The sequence below is a fragment of the Chryseobacterium sp. IT-36CA2 genome, from assembly GCF_949767875.1.
GTDB lineage: Bacteria > Bacteroidota > Bacteroidia > Flavobacteriales > Weeksellaceae > Chryseobacterium.
Window position 1 is genome coordinate 222,283 of sequence record NZ_CATKPG010000023.1, and the last position, 24,707, is coordinate 246,989.

Annotated in this window: 21 protein-coding genes; 15 read left to right on the forward strand and 6 right to left on the reverse strand. The window is 34.9% G+C overall.

Translation table 11 applies throughout. The features are described from left to right. Positions 1–12: 12 nt before the first annotated feature. The 3 genes from ACM6F9_RS17965 to ACM6F9_RS17975 all read right to left on the reverse strand — a co-directional run bounded on the left by ACM6F9_RS17965 (position 13) and on the right by ACM6F9_RS17975 (position 6,926). The gene (locus ACM6F9_RS17965; RefSeq protein WP_414846976.1) at positions 13–2,391 is read right to left on the reverse strand and encodes an alpha/beta hydrolase family protein; all 2,379 of its coding nucleotides are present in this window, start codon (positions 2,389–2,391) and stop codon (positions 13–15) included. A 113-nt stretch (positions 2,392–2,504) separates the two neighbouring features. Beyond that, positions 2,505–3,854, reverse strand: a complete 1,350-nt coding sequence (locus tag ACM6F9_RS17970; protein ID WP_414846977.1) for a RagB/SusD family nutrient uptake outer membrane protein — start codon at positions 3,852–3,854, stop codon at positions 2,505–2,507. A gap of 78 nt (positions 3,855–3,932) precedes the next feature. Next, positions 3,933–6,926: a SusC/RagA family TonB-linked outer membrane protein gene (locus ACM6F9_RS17975; protein ID WP_414846978.1), complete on the reverse strand. Its 2,994-nt coding sequence runs from the start codon at positions 6,924–6,926 to the stop codon at positions 3,933–3,935. 650 nt (positions 6,927–7,576) lie between these two features. On the opposite strand from ACM6F9_RS17975, the gene ACM6F9_RS17980 reads away from it, so the two are divergent. The 10 genes from ACM6F9_RS17980 (at position 7,577) to ACM6F9_RS18025 (ending at position 16,870) form a co-directional block, all read left to right on the forward strand. Next, a complete protein-coding gene (locus ACM6F9_RS17980; protein WP_414846979.1) occupies positions 7,577–7,885 on the forward strand; it encodes a hypothetical protein in 309 nt (102 codons plus the stop codon). Between the two features lie 675 nt (positions 7,886–8,560). Beyond that, the gene (locus tag ACM6F9_RS17985) at positions 8,561–10,336 is read left to right on the forward strand and encodes a DUF4209 domain-containing protein (protein ID WP_414846980.1); all 1,776 of its coding nucleotides are present in this window, start codon (positions 8,561–8,563) and stop codon (positions 10,334–10,336) included. A 139-nt stretch (positions 10,337–10,475) separates the two neighbouring features. Further along, a complete protein-coding gene (locus ACM6F9_RS17990; protein WP_414846981.1) occupies positions 10,476–11,285 on the forward strand; it encodes a DUF2971 domain-containing protein in 810 nt (269 codons plus the stop codon). A 203-nt stretch (positions 11,286–11,488) separates the two neighbouring features. Further along, on the forward strand, positions 11,489–12,373 hold the full coding sequence (locus tag ACM6F9_RS17995; protein ID WP_414846982.1) for a DUF488 family protein: 885 nt from the start codon (positions 11,489–11,491) through the stop codon (positions 12,371–12,373). 3 nt (positions 12,374–12,376) lie between these two features. Continuing rightward, positions 12,377–13,201: a hypothetical protein gene (locus tag ACM6F9_RS18000; protein WP_414846983.1), complete on the forward strand. Its 825-nt coding sequence runs from the start codon at positions 12,377–12,379 to the stop codon at positions 13,199–13,201. A gap of 88 nt (positions 13,202–13,289) precedes the next feature. Beyond that, positions 13,290–13,589: a molybdenum ABC transporter permease gene (locus ACM6F9_RS18005; RefSeq protein WP_414846984.1), complete on the forward strand. Its 300-nt coding sequence runs from the start codon at positions 13,290–13,292 to the stop codon at positions 13,587–13,589. Between the two features lie 40 nt (positions 13,590–13,629). Next, the gene (locus ACM6F9_RS18010) at positions 13,630–14,679 is read left to right on the forward strand and encodes a phospholipase D-like domain-containing protein (RefSeq protein WP_414846985.1); all 1,050 of its coding nucleotides are present in this window, start codon (positions 13,630–13,632) and stop codon (positions 14,677–14,679) included. A 121-nt stretch (positions 14,680–14,800) separates the two neighbouring features. Continuing rightward, positions 14,801–14,932 (forward strand): hypothetical protein, encoded by a 132-nt coding sequence (locus ACM6F9_RS18015; protein WP_414846986.1) that lies wholly within the window; start codon positions 14,801–14,803, stop codon positions 14,930–14,932. A 211-nt stretch (positions 14,933–15,143) separates the two neighbouring features. Then, positions 15,144–15,911: a hypothetical protein gene (locus ACM6F9_RS18020; protein WP_414846987.1), complete on the forward strand. Its 768-nt coding sequence runs from the start codon at positions 15,144–15,146 to the stop codon at positions 15,909–15,911. Next, positions 15,908–16,870: a hypothetical protein gene (locus ACM6F9_RS18025; RefSeq protein ID WP_414846988.1), complete on the forward strand. Its 963-nt coding sequence runs from the start codon at positions 15,908–15,910 to the stop codon at positions 16,868–16,870. The genes ACM6F9_RS18020 and ACM6F9_RS18025 overlap by 4 nt, the downstream gene beginning before the upstream one ends. 190 nt (positions 16,871–17,060) lie before the next feature. Here ACM6F9_RS18025 and ACM6F9_RS18030 read toward each other — a convergent pair whose 3' ends face one another. The 3 genes from ACM6F9_RS18030 to ACM6F9_RS18040 form a co-directional block, all read right to left on the reverse strand. Continuing rightward, positions 17,061–19,139: a DNA topoisomerase 3 gene (locus tag ACM6F9_RS18030; protein WP_414846989.1), complete on the reverse strand. Its 2,079-nt coding sequence runs from the start codon at positions 19,137–19,139 to the stop codon at positions 17,061–17,063. Between the two features lie 17 nt (positions 19,140–19,156). Beyond that, complete coding sequence (locus tag ACM6F9_RS18035) at positions 19,157–20,608, reverse strand: DUF3945 domain-containing protein (protein WP_414846990.1); 1,452 nt, start codon at positions 20,606–20,608, stop codon at positions 19,157–19,159. A 98-nt stretch (positions 20,609–20,706) separates the two neighbouring features. After that, complete coding sequence (locus ACM6F9_RS18040; RefSeq protein WP_002980966.1) at positions 20,707–20,988, reverse strand: helix-turn-helix domain-containing protein; 282 nt, start codon at positions 20,986–20,988, stop codon at positions 20,707–20,709. A 174-nt stretch (positions 20,989–21,162) separates the two neighbouring features. Between ACM6F9_RS18040 and ACM6F9_RS18045 the strand changes: the two genes are divergently transcribed. The 5 genes from ACM6F9_RS18045 to ACM6F9_RS18065 all read left to right on the forward strand — a co-directional run bounded on the left by ACM6F9_RS18045 (position 21,163) and on the right by ACM6F9_RS18065 (position 24,648). After that, positions 21,163–21,324 carry a hypothetical protein gene (locus ACM6F9_RS18045; protein ID WP_414846991.1) on the forward strand — a complete coding sequence of 54 codons (162 nt, stop codon included), beginning with the start codon at positions 21,163–21,165 and terminating at the stop codon, positions 21,322–21,324. A 142-nt stretch (positions 21,325–21,466) separates the two neighbouring features. Beyond that, entirely contained in the window at positions 21,467–21,616 is a 150-nt protein-coding gene (locus tag ACM6F9_RS18050; RefSeq protein ID WP_414846992.1) for a hypothetical protein, read from the forward strand. Continuing rightward, complete coding sequence (locus ACM6F9_RS18055) at positions 21,616–21,861, forward strand: lipase family protein (RefSeq protein WP_414846993.1); 246 nt, start codon at positions 21,616–21,618, stop codon at positions 21,859–21,861. The genes ACM6F9_RS18050 and ACM6F9_RS18055 overlap by 1 nt, the downstream gene beginning before the upstream one ends. Positions 21,862–21,875: 14 nt before the next feature. Next, positions 21,876–22,139, forward strand: a complete 264-nt coding sequence (locus tag ACM6F9_RS18060) for a hypothetical protein (protein ID WP_414846994.1) — start codon at positions 21,876–21,878, stop codon at positions 22,137–22,139. A gap of 142 nt (positions 22,140–22,281) precedes the next feature. Beyond that, the gene (locus tag ACM6F9_RS18065) at positions 22,282–24,648 is read left to right on the forward strand and encodes a hypothetical protein (RefSeq protein WP_414846995.1); all 2,367 of its coding nucleotides are present in this window, start codon (positions 22,282–22,284) and stop codon (positions 24,646–24,648) included. Positions 24,649–24,707: the final 59 nt, after the last annotated feature.

A 24,707-nucleotide genomic window follows, 5' to 3' on the forward strand; every position in this document is an offset into this window, starting at 1 on the left:
AAATGAGGGACGCTATTCTGCGTCCCTTTTCATTTCTTTATCGATCCATTCTATATCTTTCCGGCTTTTCAGGTGATAGTCCCACCATTCTAAGATTTTAGTATTAAGATCCCTGATGTCTTCGGAACTTTTCTTGAAGGTGTGTTCCTGATCTGCATACATCAGTGCCACCACCTTTTTTCTGTTTCTTAATAATCCCATATAAAAGCTCATGGTTTGCGTTGGCGGAATATTCGTGTCTTTCTTACCTGCCCAAAGCAATACAGGTGCGTTGACTTTCTCAATAAAATTGATGGGATTATTTTTATAATACAGGTCCTTATCCTCTGAAAAAGAAACTCCCATTGAAAACTGCCCGGTTTCAAATCTTGAATAGTCTGCTATTTTAAACAGTTCATTAAATGAAAAGTAAGTATTCATAATATCACTAAGACCTGCCCCCGAGACATAGGCTGTGAACCTTTCTGAATGAGTAGCAATAAAGTTGGTCTCATAACCACCAAATGAGTGTCCTGTCAAACCCATGCGTCTGAAATCAATATTTACATTTCCTTGAATCGCATCCAGTCCGGAATGAACACAATCAAGCGCCGAAATTCCCGGCCCCCTGTTGTCAGAAATAATATCTGGCTGGAAAACCATATAACCGTTCTCAAGAAGCAGTCGAATATTGAATCCACTGGGTCCCCAGGCGGGATACAGGTATTTGTTGAATTCATCATGCTGAATACTGTATATCTGTACCACCAAAGGATATTTTTTTGTCTTGTCGAATTTAATGGGATAATATAGAACTCCTTTCAGGTCCTTACCTTTAGTGTTGGTGTATGAAATAACATCCTGCTGCAGGTCTATCGCTTCTTTATCATGAAGGTTGGTTGTATAAAGTACCTTATTTTGACCTGATGACTTGCTTTTGCTGTACAACCGTGGAGACATGTTGTAGTTTTCTTCGATCGAATACATTAAATCATGCTTGCCCTTATATGAGAACATTTTGATCCTGTTGCTGGTGTAGGGCAGCATTTCTTTGAGTTTACCTTTATAAAAAGAGTAATATCCGGAATCATTATGATCTTCTCTCCTGATATGCAGCATCAACGGCTGAGACATTTCAATAGTTCGTCGTGTTATCTTAAAAGACTCCATCTGATGAATCATTTTCCCACTGTATTCATAAAAGCTGATTTTGCTGTTCTCTTGTTTAAATGCTGTTTTTACCATACCTGTTTCCAGATGATAATTGATCAGTCGGTCTCCTGCTGTAAAGAGCAAGCTGCCATCCGGCATAAAGATAGGATAGTTTAGTATTCCATTATAATCGATCATTTTTGTCTGCTCTAACAGATGATCGTATACCATCCATTGATTCTTATACATCAGAAATCCAATGGTGTAACGACTGTCCTTTCCTATGACCATTTCTGAGGCATTCTCAAAAACAAGTTCAGATTTGTTTTCTAAAAGGTCATATCGATATACATTCAGGCTTCTGAATCCACGGTAATCATTGTCCTCCCTGACATTATAGGTCCAAAAATAACGTGGATTGTCTGTCGCTACATAAACCTGCATTGATTTGGGAGGGATTGAATGAGCTTGATTATTTTTAACATTCCATACCATATACTGATGCTCAATCAGCCCTTGGCCCTTATTGCGCAGATATTTGTCTCCTCCATACCATATTTCAAGTTTTCCAATTTTCTCGGGGAGGTTCCTGACGGAAATATCAATCAAAAAAGTTTCAGAATGACCTGCTTCAGTTAATTTCATGTTTTGGGCATCTCCTAGACTGATCCGGTTGTTATGAAACAGCCGCCCGTCTGATACTCTCAACAATCTTATCCTAATCTTTCCATTGGAATCTGTTTTTTCTTTTTCCTTTACAACAATAAATCTCTCTGATTCTAAAAGATCCATCGCAACAATGTTATTTGCAGTGGAATAAAGCAGTTTCATAGTGCTTCCATTCCATTTCAATATTTTATGAAATCCTCCCCTTTCAGCAAGAATATAAACCTTTCCCTGCTCCGAAATAGTATAGTTCAATGTTCCTGGCTCATGGTGAAGCACTTTTCCTTTGACATTATAGATTTTCAGGTTTTTATCAGTACCCAATATGACATATTGCTTCAGGGTTTCATTGACATGGCATCGCTGTACACTATCATAAATTTCTCTTTTTCTGGATTTCAGCTCAATTAATTCAGCCCTGCCTACTCCTGAAGCAAAGACCGTATAATTGTTCAGAAAACTGATGTTGCTCTTTTTTAAAATGGTATCGGATGGAATGACTGCTGATTGGCGATCAAACACAAGAACTGAATCAGAATTATTCGCGTACATTTTAGTCACCAAAACGAATCGCTGATCTTCGGATACCTTCATCTGACCTATCATCGTTGAGAAACGCGATATCCACTGGTCCAATTCCTTAATCGACCTCTGTGCATTAAAGCAATGCAGAGAAAACAGTAGAATAATTAAACAATAAACTCTCATTAATACCCTAAATTTTGAGGATTCAGATTGGCATTGAGCAGCAGTTCCTGTTGTGGAAGTGGCCATACTTTATGTTTATCTTGCCAGTTGGGTTTAGTCTGCTGCAATTCATTAAGCTTCCCAGCTCTTTTCAAATCAAGAAACCGATGTCCCATTTCTGTAAAAAACTCTTTTCTGTTTTCATTTAGGATTTCTTCGAGAAGCTGCTGTTGTGTAACAGAGCTACCAAGCAATGGCTGTCCTGCCCTTTGTTTGATCGGGTTAATAAACGGTAGGGCCTCTGACATTTTATTTTGCTGTGTCAGAGCCTCTGCCAAAAGCAAATAGGCTTCTTCCAGTCTGAAGACGATGGAATTTTCTGTCGAGTTGGCAGACCTTACTTTGTATTTTTCCGCTCTATACCAGGTGTTCCCTCCTACTGTAACCATTCCCATCCAATTTTGCTTTCTAAGATCTCCATTCTGAAATGCGCTGATTAATGATGCGGAAAGTGCCATAGAGGTTGGAGCAGCATTAACAAAATAATAAATCGTTGCTTCCCTTACCGCATCCCCATTGTTCTTAGGTTTAAGCTGCCAGATAATATGGCTGCCATTTTTAAGAAAAACTTTCGTGATATCATTTTGAAACTGGTACAGCGGACTCTGAACAACTGTTTTTAAGGTGGCTTCGGCCTCTGCCCATTTCAGCTGCTGCATCTGAACTTTACCCAAAAGAAGCTGCGCTGCTTTTTTATTGATATAGATGCGTTCATTATTTCGGTACGTATCAGAAAGCAGTTCAATAGCTTCCTTCACATCAGATTCAATTCTCATCAGTACTTCTGAAGAAGGTGTTTTTGAAATGCTCTGATTGATCATATAGTTGGTGGTCACAGGAAAAGGAATATCTCCATAAACCTGCTGAACATAGAAAAAGAGCAAAGAGCGGATAACCAGGGTCTCCCCTTTTATCCTTGCTTTATCAGCTTCCGGAATATTATGCGCTTCTTTAAGCCCTTCAAGTATAGAATTGCTGACATATATTTTCTGATACGCAGCATTCCAGAATGAACTTACAAACTGATTGGAATCAATCTGTGTATTATTGGATAATTCAGGCAGTCCATTGGTTGCACTGACTGCATAATAGGTCAGGTCATCAGTATAGAGACCCAAAAGCCTTCCGCTTTGATCACCCGTAACAGGTGATGATTCCCACAATCCTGCATACAGTCCAGATAATACGGCGTTGGCAGTCTGAGTATCACTGAAGACGGTTTCTGACAACATTTGATTGTCAGGCAATTCCACTTCCAGCATTTTTTCACACGATATGGCACTACTCATCAGATAAATGAGTACTGCCATTATTATACTATTGAATATTGATTTCATTGTTTTTGTATTGGGTTAAATAATGTGACGGTCTTTGGTTGCAATTAAGCATTACAGCGTAAGCTGAATGCCCAATGAATACGTTTTCAAAGGAGGCAGAAAGCCAAAAGAGGTCATCTCGGGATCAATTCCAAAGAACTTCGTCCACGTCAAGAGGTTCTGCCCTTGAAAATAAAGCTTTACTTCCCTGAAAAGACCTGAGTCCAAAGAGAGATTATAGGTAAGCTGCACATTTTTAAGCCTTATAAATGAAGCATCAGAAACACTGGCATCACTATTTTGAAAAAGGCTATGGGAAGAATTAGACGTGGAGCGGTATGGCATATAAAGTCCGTTGGGATTCGAAGGCGACCATACATTCAATGCCTCTACCGGGAGATTCGCCATGATGCCCGGAGAAGACATTGCTGAGTTATAGTTTCGGCTCTGTTGCTTTACAAACTGCAACAAAAAAGAAAAGTTCCAGTTTCGGTAACGTAATTCATTGCTTAGTCCTCCGTAAAACTGCTGTCCAAGGTTTCTGATTACCTGCCTGTCATCCGGTGATGCGATCTTTCCATCGCTATTGAAATCGGTAAAATCATAGACCAAGGTATTGGGGTTTACCCCCTGAAGCTGGTAGAGTTTAACAATGTTCACAGGCTGTCCGATCACATAAGTATTGGCATAGGATGAACCTTCAAGTCCCGGAAAGGAAATCAGCTTGTTTCGGGGAATGGTGATATTGAAAGAACTTTTCCATGAAAAATTTTTCTTATTGATAATTTCTCCGCTGGCCTCAAATTCAAATCCTGTATTCTGAATAACAGCATCCAGATTGGCCAGCACACTGCTGAATCCCGTTACTGAGGAAAGCTGATAGCCTACCAATTGATTTCCGGAACGGTTTCGGTAATACGCAGCACTTAGGTTAAGCCTGTTGTTGAACAAACCTAGTTCAAGAGCAGCTTCTGTTTTGATCGTTCTTTCCCAGCTGAAATCAGGATTGTAGAGTTTTGTTGGAGCCAGTCCTGTACTACCGTTATAGATGAGGTTAGCCGTAGCAAAGGTATCGAGGTATTGGTAATCCCCGATATTATCACTTCCCGATGAACCATAACTTCCTCTCAGCTTTCCAAAACTGAGCCATGAAATGTTCTTCATAAAATCTTCTTCCGAAAACAACCATGCGGCCCCAACAGCACCGAATATTGCATATTTATTATTGGGTCCAAATCGGCTGCTGCCGTCTCTTCTGCCAGTGATGTTGAGAATGTATTTTTTATCATACTGATAGTTGATTCTGCCGAAAAAAGCACCGTATCGGTATTCAGTACTGATCTGGTCAAGGACGACCTTATTGATTGCAGCACTTATATTATAGATAAAGGCATTACTCTCAAAACCAGACCCCTGAATTTCACCTCGGTCTGAAACATCTCTTTGATAAGTACCTCCCACCAGGATATCAAATTTATGTTTACCTGCTCTGTACATCCAGCTTATCTGGGGTTCTATCACCATAGACAGTCTGTTCTGGTTGGATTTTGAAGACATGGAATTGAGAGGTGTTGCTCCAGCAGAAGGGCTATACGCCGTACTCGGACGAAGTGACCATTCTTCAAAAGTCTGATAGGTCAAACCACCATTGAGTTTGAGCTTAAAGTTGTCAAAAGCTTCATACTCCATACTGATATTGTTAAGGAATTGCAGATTGTTATTGGAATAGGAATTCTCAAAAGCCGCTGCGGGATTCGTAAACGTATTGTTTTCCCAGTTAAGGTTACCTTCCGCATCATAAAGAGCGGGCGCATTGGGAGCCAGAATATACGACTGTCTTGTCACATCAGAGGTAATCAGGTTATTGTCTGTTGCGGTAAAAATATTGGATGAGTTAAAACTGAATTTTCGATCAGCAGACCTGTGGCTGATGTTTCCTGAAACGGTATTGGTTCTGTACCTGAAATCCCTGCCAAACACCGTGGTTTGTTCATTATGACCGAGACTGAGCAGGAAATTGGTATTTTCACTTCCCCCACTGAGTGAAAGCTGGGTATTTGACAAAGCCGCATAATGACCAATCAGTTCCTTTCTCCAATCGGTATAACGGTTGGGGTCCCATGTTCCGTTGATGTCGTAGGCGTTAGCAGGATAGACAGAGATATTGCTGTTGGCAAATGCCTGTTTTCTCATGTCAAGATACTGAGCAGTATTCATCATTTTGAGGTTTGAAATGGCATGGCTCAGACCATAGGAAGAGTTCAGGGTCAGTTTTAAATTTCCTTTTTTTCCTTTTTTGGTGGTCACCAGCACTACTCCATTAGCACCTCTTGAACCATAGATGGCGGTAGCATCTGCATCTTTAAGGATCTCGAAACTTTCAATATCATTAGGATTGATGCTGTTCAGTGGATTGATATCTGCATTGGGAAGGATACTTCCGGCATAAGAGGAACTGATTCCCGTACCCACCGGAACACCATCAATAATATAAAGCGGCTGATTGCCATCAATGACAGAATTGCTTCGGGTCCGAAGACTATTTCTGCCTCTGATCTGAATATCAAATCCCCCGCCGGGAGTTCCTGAATTCTGGGTGATACTGACTCCTGCCATTCTTCCCTGTGCTGCTGACAGTACGTTGGTGACAGGCTGGTTTTCTATATCTTTTGCTGAAACTTTGGCAATACTACCGGTTCTTTCTTTATCTTTAACCTTGTAGTAGCCAGCGTTGAGAATAACTTCTTCGATTCCCTTTACTTTTTGTTCTAAGCTGATATTAACGACGGTCTGATTTGTAACGGTGAATTTTTCTTCTGCATAATCAGGGTGTCTGAACAATAGGATGGGATTTTCTGCTGAAACCTGTAATGTATAGGTTCCGTTGTTGCCGGTCATGGTTACCTGATCACTGCCTTCTTGGGAGATTATAACTCCTGAGAGTGGTTTACCTGATGAGGTTACTGTACCGGAAATGGTGCGTGTCTGGGCTTTTACAGTAACGCTTACAGCGGTAAACATGAGCCCAAAGAAAATGCCTCCTATATGGTAATAGGAATTTTTCATAGATTTGTAAAGGTTTTTAATTTTTAAAGATTAATTACTGAACTACGCTCTTTCCCTAGGTCTCCAAACGCTATGGGAAGGGGCTTTTTTCTTTCTTCTGATTTTAAGTTGAGTAGTTTCTTGATTCATTTTTTAGATAAAGACTTTCCTGATGCCCTTTGGTATGAAAATGGACTGGTGAGGTTTTGTAAGCAGTGACCGCAGGGCACCGGAAAGAATTTAATATGAATGAAATCTGTGTTCCCGTGTAAGCTTTTTAAAGCCGCAATAGGTTGTACATTCCTATTGTATCGTGTAGTCTGATACTATGTTTAGGAAGCGGGCTTAGGTTTTTTATGTAAAGATAAAGCGAACAGCATTGAAAAAAGACGGCGTGGGTACTCTACATTATCCACTATTGAGGTACTGGTATACCGTGCAACAGATAAGAGAGCCCACGCCTAGGTCGTGAGCCGCTTACTTATCCTCTCGTTGCTTTAAAGTACCAGTTTTCAATAGCGAGATTCTAAGCAATAGCTTCTAAAATTCTTTGAAGTATCGCAAAGTTAACAAACAATAATTTATCTGTCAACAATAATTTCAAATATACAAATAATATCGGTACGGCATAGCGTAACGATATTTTTTTTTTGAAATTGTTAATTGCACTTGTGAATACTGAAGAAACTATTTACAAGATTAAAATAATTTTATCCTTAAAAAAGCTTTTAGAGAATGGTAAAAAACTCCAAAAAGAAATTAAGGGTAATAAAATTGTTTATAGTTATCACGGAGTTGCTTCAAATGCTTTATTACGTAAAGCTACAGTCAATGATACTTTAAATGGACATACATCTCCTAAAGCTATCACATTAATAAGTATAATTGAAGGAATGGGTTTCACCATGACTGATTTTAGTAAAGAGTTTGATAATATTTCAGAGGAGGAGATAAAAATATATTTGCAAGAACACTCCTAAAAGTTATAATATAAATATTCAAAAGCTTGCCTATTGTCAAGATTCCCTATTTTCTAATTTCTTTATAATAGCGATCAGAACATTACTGAAGGATCTCTTCTGTCTCTTTGTTTTCTTTTTTGGCTTTCTTAAGTTCTTAGCTTCTACTGTAAAGTAAGAATGGTAATACAAAAATTATGATAATTGAAATAATTTTGTAGACCTTTGATAATTTCATTACTTATGGTTTTTGTCAATATTTGAATTTCTAACTCAGTGAAAATGGTGATAAATTCCATCATCATCTTTTAATTGTAAAAAGTCAAAAAAATTTAATAGAATTATACTTCAGTGTTTCAAAAAATATATCTTTATAATAAACTTATTTAACCATGAAAAAAATACATCTCAGTTTGAAGAATGAGATTACTTCTATTAAAGAATTTGATGAACAAGAGTATCAAGAAATTGAAAAATAATAAATCACTTAATTTTAAATTCAAAGATGAAGTGGGCATAGTTGACAGATTCTACCAATTGACTAAGGTTGAAAAGACAAAAATTAATGAATATTGCTTTCTAGTTCAAGAAGATAATCTTATTAAAATTATACAAATACCAAATCATTATCTAAAAAAATCATGCTTGAACAATGCTAAAAATAATTAAAACTCAATAACAATTTTACATATTAGAATGGAATTTAAGAATTTAGACAATTTGTACAAGTACATTGAAGATGATGTGGATATGTCATTATTTGATTCAAAGAGGTGTAGAGCCATCGACATCCTACATTTAAGAGATCAAATTAAAGATGAAGAGACTAAAAAAAAATGCTCATATGAACTTTTTTTTTATGACTTCACTATTAAAGAAGATATGCTAGTTCCTCATCACCAGATAGGTGATAATTGTTACCCAACTTTGCAATTATTTGATGATAATTTCGAATATCTTAAGATAAGAAGTAGTAGCGTACAAAATCCAAAATATAAATCTAAGTACAACCATTTACTTTGGTTGAGCCCTGCAAAGCATATAAATTTTGCCAGGCAGGCCGTAGAAAGTTATTTTTCGATACTTGAAAGTTCACAATTTTCAGATAGCGATAACCTACTTAACAAATCGTTTATCAGATATTTTCAGAATGCATTCTTATTGAGTAAAAGCGTAAACTATAAAAATGATATGATCATTACTTTTTTTGTGGAGCTACTTTCAACTAAGAAAATAAATGATTATTCGAAATGCATTTTAATGAAATTTATAGTCGAGAATATAAAGAAAAGTGATAAAGTGTTATACCAAAAATTCTTCGATTATTCAAATTCTAAAATTAATGTAATTGAATCAAAAGCAGTAGAAGGTTATCTAGAGGTACTTATTATACTTAGTAGAAAACTGGGGCTAGACTCTTCCGAATTTCATGAACTATATGGTGATTATCATCTAAGACAAATTAAAGATCATAATAAAGAAGGGCTTGGTGCTCATTTCTTTTATCTAAAGGCATTAAATGAATACAGAAAAGCTAACAATAAAAAAAAGGTAGAAGATACTACCGTACTTTTTGAACAGTCTAAAAAGGAATTGGATTTAAAAAAGATCAATGTTCAACTTCAGGATAAAGATGCTGTTGATATGTTAGGTAAAATATGGGAAAATATTAATAACAATATCAACAATCTTATTGAACAAGGTGAAAGTCAAGATATTTACAAATACTTAATGTTTCAAGATTTATTGCCAAATGCTGAAGATTTGAATGATGATGTAAAGTCACCTTTTTTAGATTTAGTCAGTACAATAACATATGATATCAACAAAAATATAAATACAAAAAGGTCAATAGGAATAAATTCTTACTTGATACATATGCGTACTCTTTCTATACCTCAAATTATTTTAATTTTTACCAAAGGAATTATGCATGGTAAAATTACTTTTGAAAGTTTTATTAATTTTTTAAAAAATCATACTTGGTATAAAGAAGATTTCACATATATAGATCTTAATGGCGAAAGACAGGGATTTGATTGGATAGAATTAATTTCACCTTCTCTACAACACTTTTTTTTACAGATTGAGGTTGATCTTAAGATAGGAAAAGACAGCCATCAGGGCTATATATTACCGATAGATAGTCTTGTTATAAAGTTTGAAGGCCTACTTCGCGAGTTTTCAAGATTAGTAGGAGCTCAAACCATAGAAGTAAAAGATGAAGAAACTGAAGCTCGTATTTCTTTTGATAAACTATTGGAAAACGAAAAAGTTAAGAACCTGATACCTCCAAATGATCTTGCATTCTTTAAATATTTATTCACATCAATAGGTTTGAATTTAAGGAATAACGTTGCTCATTGTTTTTTTAAGACAGAAAATTATGCTCCTTCCACAATGTTGCTTTTACTTGTTGCTCTTTTAAGACTGGGAAATTTTAAATTCATACCAAAAGAGGATATTGAATGATGATCAAGCATTGAACCGAAATAATTAACAAAATACTGATGAATACCCTTTAACTTAAAGGTTGAAATATTAATCTATGCTGGTAGCTAGAATTTTTTTTTTACAATTTTTAATGGAAATAAAAACTAACAGTTAAATTATGAAAGATGACAATTATCCTCTAATAATATACAAATATAGAAGTTGGAACAATGAATTTCACAAAAAAATACTGACCGACGGTGAAGTGTACCTAGCATCACCAGAAGATTTCAATGATCCCTTTGATTTTGGTATTGTCCAAAATTTTTTTACTCTGGACACGCCGGAAAAAATTGAAAGATATATCGATGAAGGAATGATAAAACACAAAGAATTCCTTTTAAGCAAAGGATATGATTTAGCAAAGGAAAGAGAATTTCAATTAAAAAGACTTCAAAATTTAGATGAGTATCAAAAAGAATATGAAAAATTAAATGCCAAAGCGGTTAATAAAAGTTATGGAGTTTTATCTTTATCAGGAAGATGGGATTCCATTTTAATGTGGTCCCATTATGCTGATTTTCATAGAGGTTTCAACATTGGTTATAATGAGTTTAAGATGAGAAATTCCGGATTATTTGGAAAAGGTGGTCCAATAACATATTCTGATGAATATCCCCATATCGATGCATTTGCTAAGCACACAATTGAATCCTCTTTTCAACAAACACATTATAAGTCAATAGAGTGGGCATACGAAGAGGAATACAGACTTTCAAAATTATTTTTTCCAAATACTCCTACCAAAGCCAATAGAACTGTAAAAGTTCCATTTGAGTTTGTAGAAGAAATAAACCTTGGAATTAAAGTATCACCCGATGATAAAGCTGAAATTTTAAAACTTGCGAATGATTTAAATATAAAGGTCTTTCAAACAGAAAAAGTTCCATTCAAGTTTAAACTTACAAGAAATCCAATTAATAAATAAGTCATTCAGCTTAGCGCTAAAATGTACAAAATCTGGAAGAGAAATATGTCAAAGTTTTTTGTCAAATTAAAGACTACAAACAGAAACTAAATTACAAAATAGAAATAATTTAAAGGTATGTATGACTAAATACTCGTTTTATTAAAAATTCTTTGCATAGTCAATTAAGACTATAGCACTTGTATTTTTTGTACCTTTGCAAAATGTTTTATAGAAGAAAAATAGCACTTGCATTAATACAGGTTTTTGGAAATGAATTGGAAAAAATTAGTTTGCAAAAGCTTTTATTTCTATTTATGAAACATAAACAGAATCCAGAATATGACTTTGTTCCTTACAAATATGGATGTTTTTCCTTCTCTGCAAACGCCGACTTAAACGCTTTAAGTAAAAAGGATATTTTAGAGGATTTAAACTCTTCTTACAGAGTTACAGAGTCCGTAAACTACTTAGAAACTCTAAAACCATTAGATAGGAAAAGAATGCTCGAACTAAAGGAGGTTTATGGAAAGATGAACAATAACTCTTTAATGAAGCACACCTATATTAACTATCCTTTGTGGGCAACGAAAAGTATAGTTGCAAAAAACTTATTAGACGAAAAGCTATATCAAAGAGTTGTCAATTCTATCCCTTATAATGACAAAACAATATTATATACTATAGGCTATGAAGGTATTTCTCTCGAAGAATATTTAATGCGACTGATTAAAAATGACGTCAAAGTCTTAGTTGATGTTAGACGTAATCCTTTAAGTATGAAATATGGATTCAGTAAAACATCTCTTTCAAAATTCTGTAACGCTGTTGGCGTAGAATATGTACATTTTCCTGAGGTTGGCATTGAATCCGAACATCGACAAGAATTAAATTCCCAAGAAGATTACGATGTTTTGTTTGAAAAATATAAACAAAATAATTTAACCAAAACAGTTGATATTCAAAATAAAATATTAAATTTATTGATAGAGAAGAAAAGAATTGCTCTGACTTGTTTTGAAGCAGATATTTGCCAATGTCATCGAACTCATTTAGCAGAAGCTATTTCTTTAAATCCTAATTTTTCCTATGAAGTAAAACATATTTGATATATGGCTAAAACCAAAGTTCTGATTGCAGTTAAAACATATCCCGCAATATCTGTAAAATATGATGAACTTGTATGTACAGCCGGGTTTCTAGAAGACGGTACGTGGATACGCATATTTCCCATTCAATTTAGGAAAAAGTCTTTTGGAGAACAATACAAAAAATATGATTGGGTTGAAATAGATTTAGTCAAAAACACAAGCGATTTTAGAAAAGAAAGTTATAGACCTGTATCTTATGATACTGAAATAAAAATTCTTGAAAATATACCTACAGATGGTAATTGGGTTCTCCGCAAAGAAGTTATTTTCCAAAATAAAGTTTATACCGACATTGATGAATTAATAGCGGAGGCTAAAAATAGAGATATAATGACTTCACTTGCTATTTTTAAGCCGAACGAAATTATTGATTTTACCATTGAAGAAGTTGAAAGAGAATGGGATAAAAAAAAGCTCGAAATTCTTAAACATGAAAGAAGTAGCAACCTTTTCGCTCAAGAAGATGAAGATCTTTTTGAAGTTGTGAGAAAGCTTCCCTACAAATTCTCTTATGTGCTAAGAGATTCAAAAGGTAAACAAAGCAAAATGATGATAGAGGATTGGGAAATTGGCCAATTATTTTGGAATTGCCTTGCTAGACATGAAGGTAATGAATCAAAGGCGATTGCGGATGTTAAAAAAAAATATTTAGATGACTTTGCCAGAACAAAAGACCTACATCTTTATCTTGGAACCTCACAACTTCATCATCTTACAGCTAAAAATCCTTTCATGATTATTGGAACTTTTCATCCTAAAATTGAACATCAACTGAGACTTTTTTAAATTAAAAACAATAAAAACAAAATCAAATTCTTGACTGATTATCAATCAAATACATTTTCATATATTTAATAAACAAAAATTATTGTTTATGTATTTGTTAATTATTTCGATAGTTTTTTTATTATTAGGTTTTTCTTTACGCTATTTGATTAATAGAAGAAAATTTAATCGTCGAGGTGTAGGGGGAATTGAAGAGTTTTCGAGTTATGAAAAAGCTACAGTATTAAGATATGTTGAAAGATTTGGAAAATGGATTGCTTATATTTTAATAGCTATAGGTTTACTTTATCTATGGAGGTTCTATAGACATACCGATGAAAATAAGAATACTGCGAAAAATACCGTGTCCATAGTAATTGGTAAGTTTAACGCTGAACAGAAATTATAAGAATACACCAAACGATTTTAATTCGACAAAACTAAATTCTGTGAAAGAACCGCAAGCATATTTCACCAATATTGAACAAGTTATATTGGATACTTTTGATGAAGCCTTTACCTCAATAAAAATCTCAGTAGCCTGGTTTACAAATAAAAACCTGATCACAAAATTAATTTCCTTAAAAAAAGATAGAAAAATCACAATTCAGATTTTGGTAGATGATAATGATGTCAATAAAAAATATTTCTATAATCTCTTTGAATCACAGTTACAGGAAAATGATATAGAAATTAAAAAATTAAATCTGCAAAAATTTAACCATAATAAATTCTCTATTATTGATAACAAAACCGTTATCACAGGTTCTTACAATTATACTGAAAAAGCCAACAAAAATTTAGAAAATATTGTTGTAGCTGAAAATCCTAAAACTGCAGATTATTATGACCGCATTTTTCAATTTTTGACAGAGGCCGATTATATTGATAAAAATCTGCAGTTATTATTTGAGAATTATACTTTTGCCAATAAACTAATTTCAGCTTTCTATCCTTTTAGTCGTAAACTGATGACCTCTGTTAAGGATAAAATTCATCTTGGCTATTGCTTTACACATTTTAACGGCTATTACAATGAAATTTCATATGATGCAGGACTAATTTTTAATCCGAACTGGAAACATCATAAAGAATTAAGAAAGTTTGAGGAAAAAAGAAAAAGTGATAATATATCTATTCATGATATCGATTCTGATTATTTGCAGGAATTTCCCTTACCCATCACTAAAGAATTAATTACTTCATATAAAATCGATGAAATTAATGATTTTAATTTCCAGACCGCCTACGAAACAGCAAATTACAGGCTTAATGATATTGATTTTGATGATCTTGCCGATTCGTTTAAAATAAATGAAAAAGCACTCCTGCAATATTATAAAAGTAAGTTTAAAAATATTTTCACAATTGACGAGCTTAATGAATTGATAAAAAAAGATGTTGATCTAATTAAGGAAGATTATATTTGGATAATCAATTTTGCACCCTTCTTAAACGAAAGAATGGTGAATAAAATTTATGGTATTCCTTCCATATAGTTCATTCGTCAATATCTTTAAATTACTTTCAAGTTTTAATAGTTCTATTCTTTGATTTGTTGGGTTTTGTTTGTATGATTTTACTAAATTTGACTTACATAACAATTTAAAAACTAATATCATGGCACTTAAAACAGGACCGAAAAGAATCGCAAAATCTACTGGAGAACCAGATCAACGTCAGCGTGACAATAAAAAAACACCTGGCAATACTCCTTCTTTAAAACCACCCAAAAAACAACAGGGCAAATAAAACTGACCTTCAATATTAAAATTGTTTTTTTATCAGCACCTATGTTTACATATAGTGCCTGACAATCTTTGCTTATGGCGATTTTGCGGAAAACCGTAATTTCCTCCTATAATTTCTTACTAGATTGCAATTCCTTTAAAATAGTAGAAAGTAAATTAATAAATGTTACTACATAAACTAAATCAATCCTTAATATTTTAAAACTACAATCATGGCGTATAATTTTTACTTTTTTGACACCGAAGGAAATGATGATGAATCATATGACAAAGCTCTCAATTTTGCAGAAAAACTGATCAAAGCAAACAACGGACTTAAAAGAATTATTTATTTGGTTCCTTCTAAAAATTCTACAGGATGGTTGGATAGATTATACGGAGAACAAACAGTAAAAAAAATGTTTAACGGTGTAAGTTTATCAGGTACCAGTGTCAAAATAGAAACCATCAGAACCTACACAAATAGTTATAACAACCCGTCTGATATAGTGATCTGCTGTGGATTGAATTCGGAAGAAATCTTTAAAGTTCAGGATTATCGAAACGTCGACACAATAATTGCCATACCTTGGCAAAAAGAAAACACGGATAGCTGGATTAAAACGGCAAAAGCAATAAAAATAAATGTGGATTTAAGCATCGATAAAGAAGTCAGCAGCAATGCATATCAAGAACCATCAGAAATCGTAAAAAAAGCTTTCAAAGAGCTAACCTCAGTTATTAATACTTCTACTGGTATTAATCACCCATTTGATAATGCAAGAGCAAAAACGTATGTCAGAGCTTTACACAAATATGAGCCTGAACTCAATTCGGATATTGTATGCTCCTATTTAATTAATGCAATGGGATGGAAGGTTAGCCATGCAGATGATATTAGAAAATTGATTGATACTTTGAATAGTGGTAAGTACTTTAAAGGAGGAGAAAAAACGGGCTTACAAATTCATTATAAAAGATGGAAAACAGATAAAAAATGAGATCGCAGTTACATCAACTTGAATTGGTTTATTTTCCAATTTCAAACCAAGAAGCCGAATATGTGAAAGACGACCCGGAAGTTCAAGAACTTATATCACAGAGTAATCTTTATTTTATTGGGCAAAAACCTGAGACATATTTTGAGTTTGCTTCAGCTGAAGAGATCGAAAGTGCTTTTCATAATGAAAGAAAATTGACTTTCAATGTCATTTGTGGTAATAAAAAATCTCAATGTGTTTTGGATATGAATATGTTGTGCGATTACTATAAGGTTCCAGTGGACGAAATTGGCCTTGAAATTGGCAGGAAGGTAATTACCATAATCAGGATGGATCGCGAAAAACCGGAAGTATTTGAGTGGTTTTTTACTGAAAAACTTATATTTGAAAGAAGTCGCGGAAAAAAAGCATTCATTTTAGAATTGGATGATTTCTCAGACTTTTTCACATATAATCTACACTACGTCGGAATATCAAAAAACCAAACAAGTTTTGAAAGACTGATTGTCAAACCTCACGATACAAGATTAAGAATCCTAACTAATGAACATCCTTTAAATTATGGTTCTAGGGTTACGGATGAAATCATGCTTTTTTTCTTCAGAGTAAAATCACAAGAGATAAAACAGTATCTTTCTGAAGAGGACTGGAATGAGCTAGGAAAAAATGAACTTGAGGACCCAAAGAGAATCATTGCTGATGCTGAAAAAGCTTTCGTTTCGGTAATCAATACAAGCTATAATAGGGTTAAATTTAATGGTTATCCTGTTTCAATGGACGGCTTATCAGGTTCTAAAGTTAATAGATTATCCTACGCAATTGATGAAAACATAACTTTTATTACAGATTCAGTATCTCTAGTAAATAAAAGAAATTCGCTATTCCAAATGGAAGCTTACTCCGATTTTATTTCGATTGATTTTGATGATAACACAGTTAAACTACATAAAGCAGAATAATTCTAATTACTAAATTGAATCTTATTTATATAAATTAATCAAAACTAACCATGAGAAACTTGTCCCAACAGGAGAAAGTTTGAACAAGAGAATGGGAGTCTTTGCCAGACTAATGGCTGATAAATAAAAAAAAGATTGATTGATATAAAAAATTCCAGCTGAGAAGCTGGAATTTTTTCATTTTCTCAGTTTATTTAAATTCAAAAACAGTTTGCCAATCATCTTTTAAGACAATGAAAGCGTTAAACTTTTTACCGTTTTTACTTTTCATGTCCTTGATTAATGATGTTTTATGTTGCGCTAATAACAGAGTAAGATCTTTAATGCTAAGTTGTACACCGCATATGGTTCTAAAGAGAATCCAACTGCATTGTTCATCTGGGCATTTGACAATTTTCTCTTTGATAATAAGATGATGCTGTTGGCATTTGGGGCATTTGAGTTGTGGGATGTTTTCTTGGGGAATGTGGAGTGATAAGAGTTCGCTGGTGATTTCTTTTGTGTAGGCTTGGATGTCGTTCATGAATTGGGTTTTATTGAGTTCACCTTTTTCAATTCTATCCAGTGCTATTTCCCACTCTGCGGTCATTTGGAGATTGGCTATTTTTTTGTCTTTGACAAGGTTGTAAACCTGTAAGCCTTTATCTGTGGGATGCAGGGTTTTGCTTTTTCTGGTGATATAGTTTCTGCTAAGCAGGGTTTCAATAATGGAAGCTCTGGTAGCCGGGGTTCCGATGCCGATATTGGAGAGTGCTTTCTGTTCTTCTTTATTTTCAATAGATCTTCCTGCGTTTTCCATCGCGGATAAAAGGTCAGCTTCTGTATAAAGCTTGGGAGGTTGCGTTGTTTTTTCCAATAGTTCTGTTTTTGATATTTTCAGCTCATCTCCTGTTTTGAATTCCGGAAGTTCAGTAAGGACTTCATTTTTATTATCAGAATTTTCATTATCAGATAGAATTCCTTTGATGACACGCCAGCCTTTGTTGAGTATTTTTGAGCCTTTGATCTGGAATACATAATGATGGACTTTTATCTGGATTTGGATGACTTGCTTTGTACAGGTATGGGATAGGGATTCCAATAAGCGGTAAGCAATCATCTCGTAAATGGCTTTTTCCGTAGCGCTAAGTGCAGAAGGTATTTTGGTGGTTATGAGTAATCCGTGATGGTCGGTAACTTTTAAATCATTAACAATCCGCTTGTTGAAGTTTCCGAATTTTAAATTGGTTACAGCTGTTTTGAAGGGTTCGGTCTGATTCAGTATTCTGACCAGTTCAGGAATATCAGTCCATACATCTTCAGGAATATACTTGCTGCCGGTTCTGGGGTAAGTGATGAACTGTTTCTCATAGAGGCTTTGGGCTGTTTGTAAAACCTCATCAGCAGAAAGCCCCAGTTTTCTGTTGGCTTCTTTCTGTAATTCAGTGAGGTCGAAAAGTAAGGGAGATTGCTCCTGTACTGTTTTAACAGATACATCTTCTACAATAGCTCTTCCCTCTCGCTCTATAATCTTTTGGATTTGTTCTGCCTGCTTTTTTTCTTCCCATTGTAATAGCGAAAGACTGGTGAAGTCTGTATATTCTTTTCTGTGGCTCAGCTGAATCTGAAAGTATTTTTGCTTGGTGAAGTTTTGATGCTGAAGAAACCGTTGACAGATTAAAGCCAGGGTTGGCGTCTGCACTCTGCCTAATGAATAAACATCTTGGTTCCCTGCGATGGTTAATGCCTGAGTAGCATTGATTCCTACCAGCCAGTCCGCTTCACTTCTGGCTTTAGCAGCTTGATACAAACCGTCAAAGACATCGCCTGGCTGAAGGTTTTTAAAACCGTCCTGTATTGCTTTTTCGGTAAGGGAACTGATCCAGAGTCTTTCGAAAGGTTTGTTGCATTGTATGTAATGATAGATATAGCGGAATATCAGCTCTCCTTCCCTTCCTGCATCGGTGGCGACAATAATACTGCTGCATTGGTTGATGACTTGTTTTATAGTGTTGAGTTGTTTTAAAGCTGAAGGATCAGGCTCATAGCCTTTTGTTTTCTTTAGTTTTTTGGGAGTCAGAAGAAAAGGGTTCGGAAAGATAGGCAAAGAGGCTTTGTTAAAGCCTCTTATACCATAATCCTCCGGCATTCCTAATGCGATCAAATGTCCCAATGCCCAGGTGACACAATATCCGTTACCGGATAAATAACCATCTTTCTTTTCATGGGCTCCTAATAACCGGGCAATTTCTCTTGCAACGCTGGGTTTTTCTGCGATGATTGCTTTCATATGATGGATTTAGATGATTATGATAGTTTTCGTCCTCTTGGTTTTCTAACCTTTTCTTGCTGATCTTCCTGTTGTTTATTAATAGGCTGCTGCTGTTTTGATTCCAAAGACTCCTTCACATTTTTAGTAGCTTCATTCGTTTTACCCTGAGAGTTAACCGCAGTTTGGGTCTTATGATCTTCTGTAGGTTTTGCCTCTCCTTTGAGCTTATTAGGACGATTGAAGGAGAAATCAGTTTTTGAAGTTTCCTTGTTGAAGGTAATATAACCCTGATAGGTTTTGCCTTTAGCATCGGTAAGACCATCAACGTAAACGGTTTGCCCGGCTTTGAACTTTTCATACTGTGAATCGCCCAGTTCTTTTCCTCTGAATACTTTGGGTGCTTCTTGAGCCGTAGATTGAGTTTGCTGTTGATTGTGTTGTTGTCTTTGTTTCGATGTCTGATTATTATTGAACAGAAATTCCACATACCGCTTGTCTGCATTGAACTGTACGGTAGCATCGAAAAGTTCACCTTTTTTGGAAGTCATCCCTTCAAGATACAATGGCCTTCCTTCTAATAGGGTTTGTTTCTGATGTTCATCAAGCTGTATTCCTTTGATTTCATCAGGGATTTTCATGTACTCTGCCCGATAGGCAACTAATTCATTGGTTAAACGGTCACGGCTGATGACTGATGGAATGATTTCATCTGTTTTAGGATTGACAAGATCTACTACCCTGCCCATGTTCCCGGTTTCTCTAAGGTTCTTTTTATCTTCATCACTGAACTGATGGCCTAAGAATGTATTATTGAGACTGGGCTCTTTTCGGATTCCATGCAGATGAACGGCAACCTGCCCTGTATCTCCTGTCTGAAGAGATAATCGAACATCCATTTTGCTCACTGCCGTTCCCAGATTAATAGTGATCGGAATTAATGTATTGGTTTTAAAACCTCTGAGTAATGCATCCATAGCATTCATTTTTTCAAGCTTCTCCTGATTAAGTCCGAATTTTTCCATCGTTTTCCAGTCGATCTGTTCAGGCTGAAAACGATATTCCTGATTGTCTGTGTTGTTGTCCATTGTATTTTGATTTTTTGGATTGTTGTTGTGTTGAGGTAAGATTTCGTAGTCTTTCAGCTTTTCTTTTTCTTCAGGTGATGCCTGATCAACATATTTCTGAAGATCATTGGCGGTATTAACAGCATCGTATTCTGAAACTTTGAAAAAGTTGAAATGCGTGGGATTTTTAAGCTGCCGGTAAAAATTGGAAAAGAAATTGGAGAAAATATCTCCATGTTTATCTACCCTGATCAGCTGCTCATTATCCTTTTTTTCTTGTGGTAGAACCTTTTGAAGATTACCTTCTTTATCAATACCTTTAACCATTTCAACCTGGTTGGTATGAATGTTCAGGACTATCAGAGTGTCTGTTGATGGTTTGAGTTCATTGGGCTCCTGAGGCGTTATCAATTCATCTTCCATGATATTTCATTTAGTGGAACGAAGGTATAGGCTCAATTAAGAGAATCCTGAAGATTGGAATGGTGATGAATGATTTGGCTGTGGATGTCTTGTTACTATCAAGAGTTTAAACATTCTCTGATCAATTGATGGACATCCGAAAGCTTATAATACAGCTTTCCGCTGATGGTATAGTAAGGCAGCTTTTTATCAGTTCGGTACCGCTGTAATGATCGGGAACTTATTTTTAAAAGCTGTAAAACATCCTGGTTATCCAGAAGCTGTTCCCCGTCTACTTCTATAAATCTGGATTGGTTCTTAAGCATTTGTTCTTTCAGTAGGTCAAATCTTTCCATGATTCTCTCCATCCAGGCTATAAACTCTGTTCTTTCGATATTCATAATAGTGATTTTTATGATTATTGGTGATGTAAAGTTGAACAAGAGGAATGAAATAAAATCACTAGTTTTTCGTAGTAACGAAGAAATTTCTATAGTTGCACGCAGGCTTAGAATATACAAAACACTGATTATTAATTTTTTGTATATTTATATTGAATGAAAAAAAACTAACCCATGAAAAAACTACTGTTCCTTTGCTTCACTGTGACCGGACTTTACCCCGCACAGGATGTTTTGCTTTCAGATATCAATCCTTCAAATTTTAATCAGGATTTTTCTGAGTATAATCAGGAAACGGCACTATTCTGTGCACAAGTCTCTGAAGTGGCTTACTAGGATGAGCGTAATATTGAAATTCTGAAGCAACAGGCGAATCAGACCTATCCCGAAAATAAGATAAGTTATACTTTAATTGATGACTCTTATGGAATTCATCATAACCAAGTGCTGTTATGGGCAAATAAAAACTTTATGTTAGTTGCATTTAGAGGAACTGAACCTTCTGTTCTTAAAGATTGACTTACAGACTCAAAATATTGGAACTATGAGAATGCAGATGGTTATGATGAAGAATTATCCTATCTGCCAGCTGGCCATGGTGGATTCAGAAAATCCCTTACACGTTTAATGCAAAAGAAAAATCTTATTGAGGAAATCAAAAAGAAAATTAATGAGGTGAATCCGCAAGCTAATGTAAAAACATTCCCTATTTACTTAACCGCCCATTCTCTCGGTGCAGCACTCGCACAATTGTTTATTGTGCCACTACGATACCACCAGCTAAATTTTAAAGGCGCATATCATTTTGCACCACCATTAGCGGTTACCTGCCAGATTAATGCAGAATTGAGAGAGAAATCTATGATATTGTAAACTATAAAGATTATGTGCCAAGAGCCGGACGTAATGGAACTGCTCATTTTGGAAAATTTTATCGTATTTGCAATGACGGTCTGGTTTATAAAGAACAGGAAGCTTATGTGAGATTCAGACTTTCGGAATATTTTAACGAGTTTAAACTTCATGCCCTGAAAGGGCATATTGATCTGCTCAGAAAAAAAGAGAATATTGCAACGCTAATCAATCAAAGGTCAGAAGGTCATTTTCCTTGCATGGAACTTAATGGAAAAGTGCGAGAATTATGTCAGTAATAAGGCTTTTGCAGTTTTAAACGACAAATCCCATTTTTTAGGTTTATTGTTAGCTTTTTCTACTGAAAATTTTATGAATTCTTTGAATATTATTTCAGTAGTCTTTAAAAATTAGACTAAATTTATGCAAAACTAAGGCCAGATGTCACGCAAAAAAAGGAAAAATAACAAATCATCCCAAAAAGGAAAAAGATCTACAAAAAATAATATAAATTCTCCAGATTTCGACAACAGAGGTTCCGCTCCTGCACCGATTAAAATGAAATATTTCGAAGCATCTATAAATGATTTAGGAAGCTCAGTTGAAGAACGGCTTGAAATGGTGAGAGAGGTTGGAAAAGTTGCCGCCGAAAAATTTCCAAAACAATATAGAAGTATTCAGGAGTGGTTCCAAAAATATGATCAACCCCAATTACTCTCTTTTTGTTTTTACTATTTCTTGACATCTGAAGTAGGATATGATGAAGAGGCTGTCACAGGAAAATTAGAATTTCCTCCTTTCTATCAGGAATTATTGCAGGCTTTTTCGCTAACAATACCTAGATCTTTCAAAGCCACACCATTTTCTAATGAGATCGATAACTTCAAAAAAAATTTACAGGAAATGGGCGAATTGTATAGAACTAAACAATTACAATTCCCAGATACAGTATTAACAGCTGAAGATCTTCCTCATCATCTGATTAGGACTGAAATGATTATGCATACAACTGCTGTCCGAAACTGGTCGTATGATCATAAAATGAAAAAGGTAACCACAGATATTGCAAAAAAAATAGCATCTAATTTTATAGAACATCATGGTTTTGATCCCGTTGCTTTTTTAGAGCTTTTATATAAAATGACCGAGATGGTCGAGAAAAAGATTAACGAACATAGATTGAAAACAAAAGAGTTCTATACACCATCCTCTTACAGATCTGTTATAGAAACCTATGAATCCCTTTTCCCGGTTGATAAAATACCTAAGGAAAATCATGACCATCTATGGAAACATTTCGCTAAAAATCTTCGAAATCTCAAAGCAATGTTTCTTATGCATTCTGATTACTTTTTAGAAAAAATATTCTCCTTTGATTTTAAAACTTTAGCTTCTTATACAAGCATTTCCGAGGAGAAATTAAAGGAAATATTTCAAAAAATAAGTTTTGAATTTGGTGATTTAAAGGATGCTGAGATTGATCATTTTTTATTAGGAAATCCTGTTCAGGAAAAACCATTTATAAGAGTATCTGATGATACCGTATTCAGTACTATGTATTCAGTAATGACTCATTTTAGCATAGGCTTATTGGAAAATTTCTGTGCTGAAAATAACAAACTTCGACAAAAATATACTATTGCAAGAGGAAGCTATCTTGAGCAAGAAGTAAAGAGTCTTTTCGAAAAAGCTTTTCCACAAGCTCAAATATTTGCGGGCAGTCAGTGGATAGGGAGTGACGGAAAACAATACGAAAATGATTTACTGGTAATTGTTGATAGGTTCGCATTGGTAATTGAAGCAAAAGCAGGAATGGTGAGCGCACCTGCAAAAAGAGGAGCACCTGAAAGACTATTTCGAACGCTCCAAGAACTGATTGAAGATCCTTCGGAGCAAGCACTTCGTTTTATAGAATTTCTAAATGAAAATCGAGGCGATTTATCATTAAAGGTAAAAAAGGGACCAAACAACAGATTTAATTCTGCTGATATTACATATTTTATTCCTTTAGGGGTTACCTTATCACATCTTGGAATGACAAGTACAAATCTTAAACAGTTGATAAGAGCAGGTGTGACAAAAAGAAGTATCGAAGAGCTTGTAACTTCTATAAGCCTTACTGACCTTGAGGTTGTACTTGATCTTTTACCACAAACATCCGAAAAATTACATTACTTTCAACGAAGACGAGAATTGGAAGCGAATATAGAATACATAGGCGATGAATTGGATCTTTTAGCTTGGTATATGGATGATGCATTTAATCTAGGTAAAGACCAGGAAAAATATGGTCTTTTTAAGATGGACCTAAAATCTAAAGAATTGGATAACTACATTATCGGTTCTGCAAAAAACGAAAACGTAATCAAACCAGGTTTGCGTCGAAGCCAGTGGTGGAAGGACATCTTGGACAGACTTGAGAAGATGCAACCTCAAAATTGGTTAGAAATCTCGTACCTGCTTCACAATATTAATTATGAAGATCAGAATACACTAATACAGATGAGAGATCGTCTTGCACAAGATGTTAAAATGGGTAATACGAAACAAAGACACAACTGGATATTATTGCAAACCGGAGAAAAAAAACGACAATTTAGTATTGCAGTTTATTGTTATAGTGACAGTCTAAAGGATGAAAGGAACGATATGATGCACACTATTTTAGAAAGTGATGATATGGACGGAATGAAAGGTACTTTGGTCATCGCCATTAATGTTGATAGACAACACTACCCTTATAGCAGTTTAGCGTTTAGAAATGCTCCCGAGCTTTTTGAGACTCCTTATTTAAAAACAAAAGATTAAGCATAAAGTAAGAATATATTGAGATTTAAACATCAAAACAGATAAATACTCATATCTTT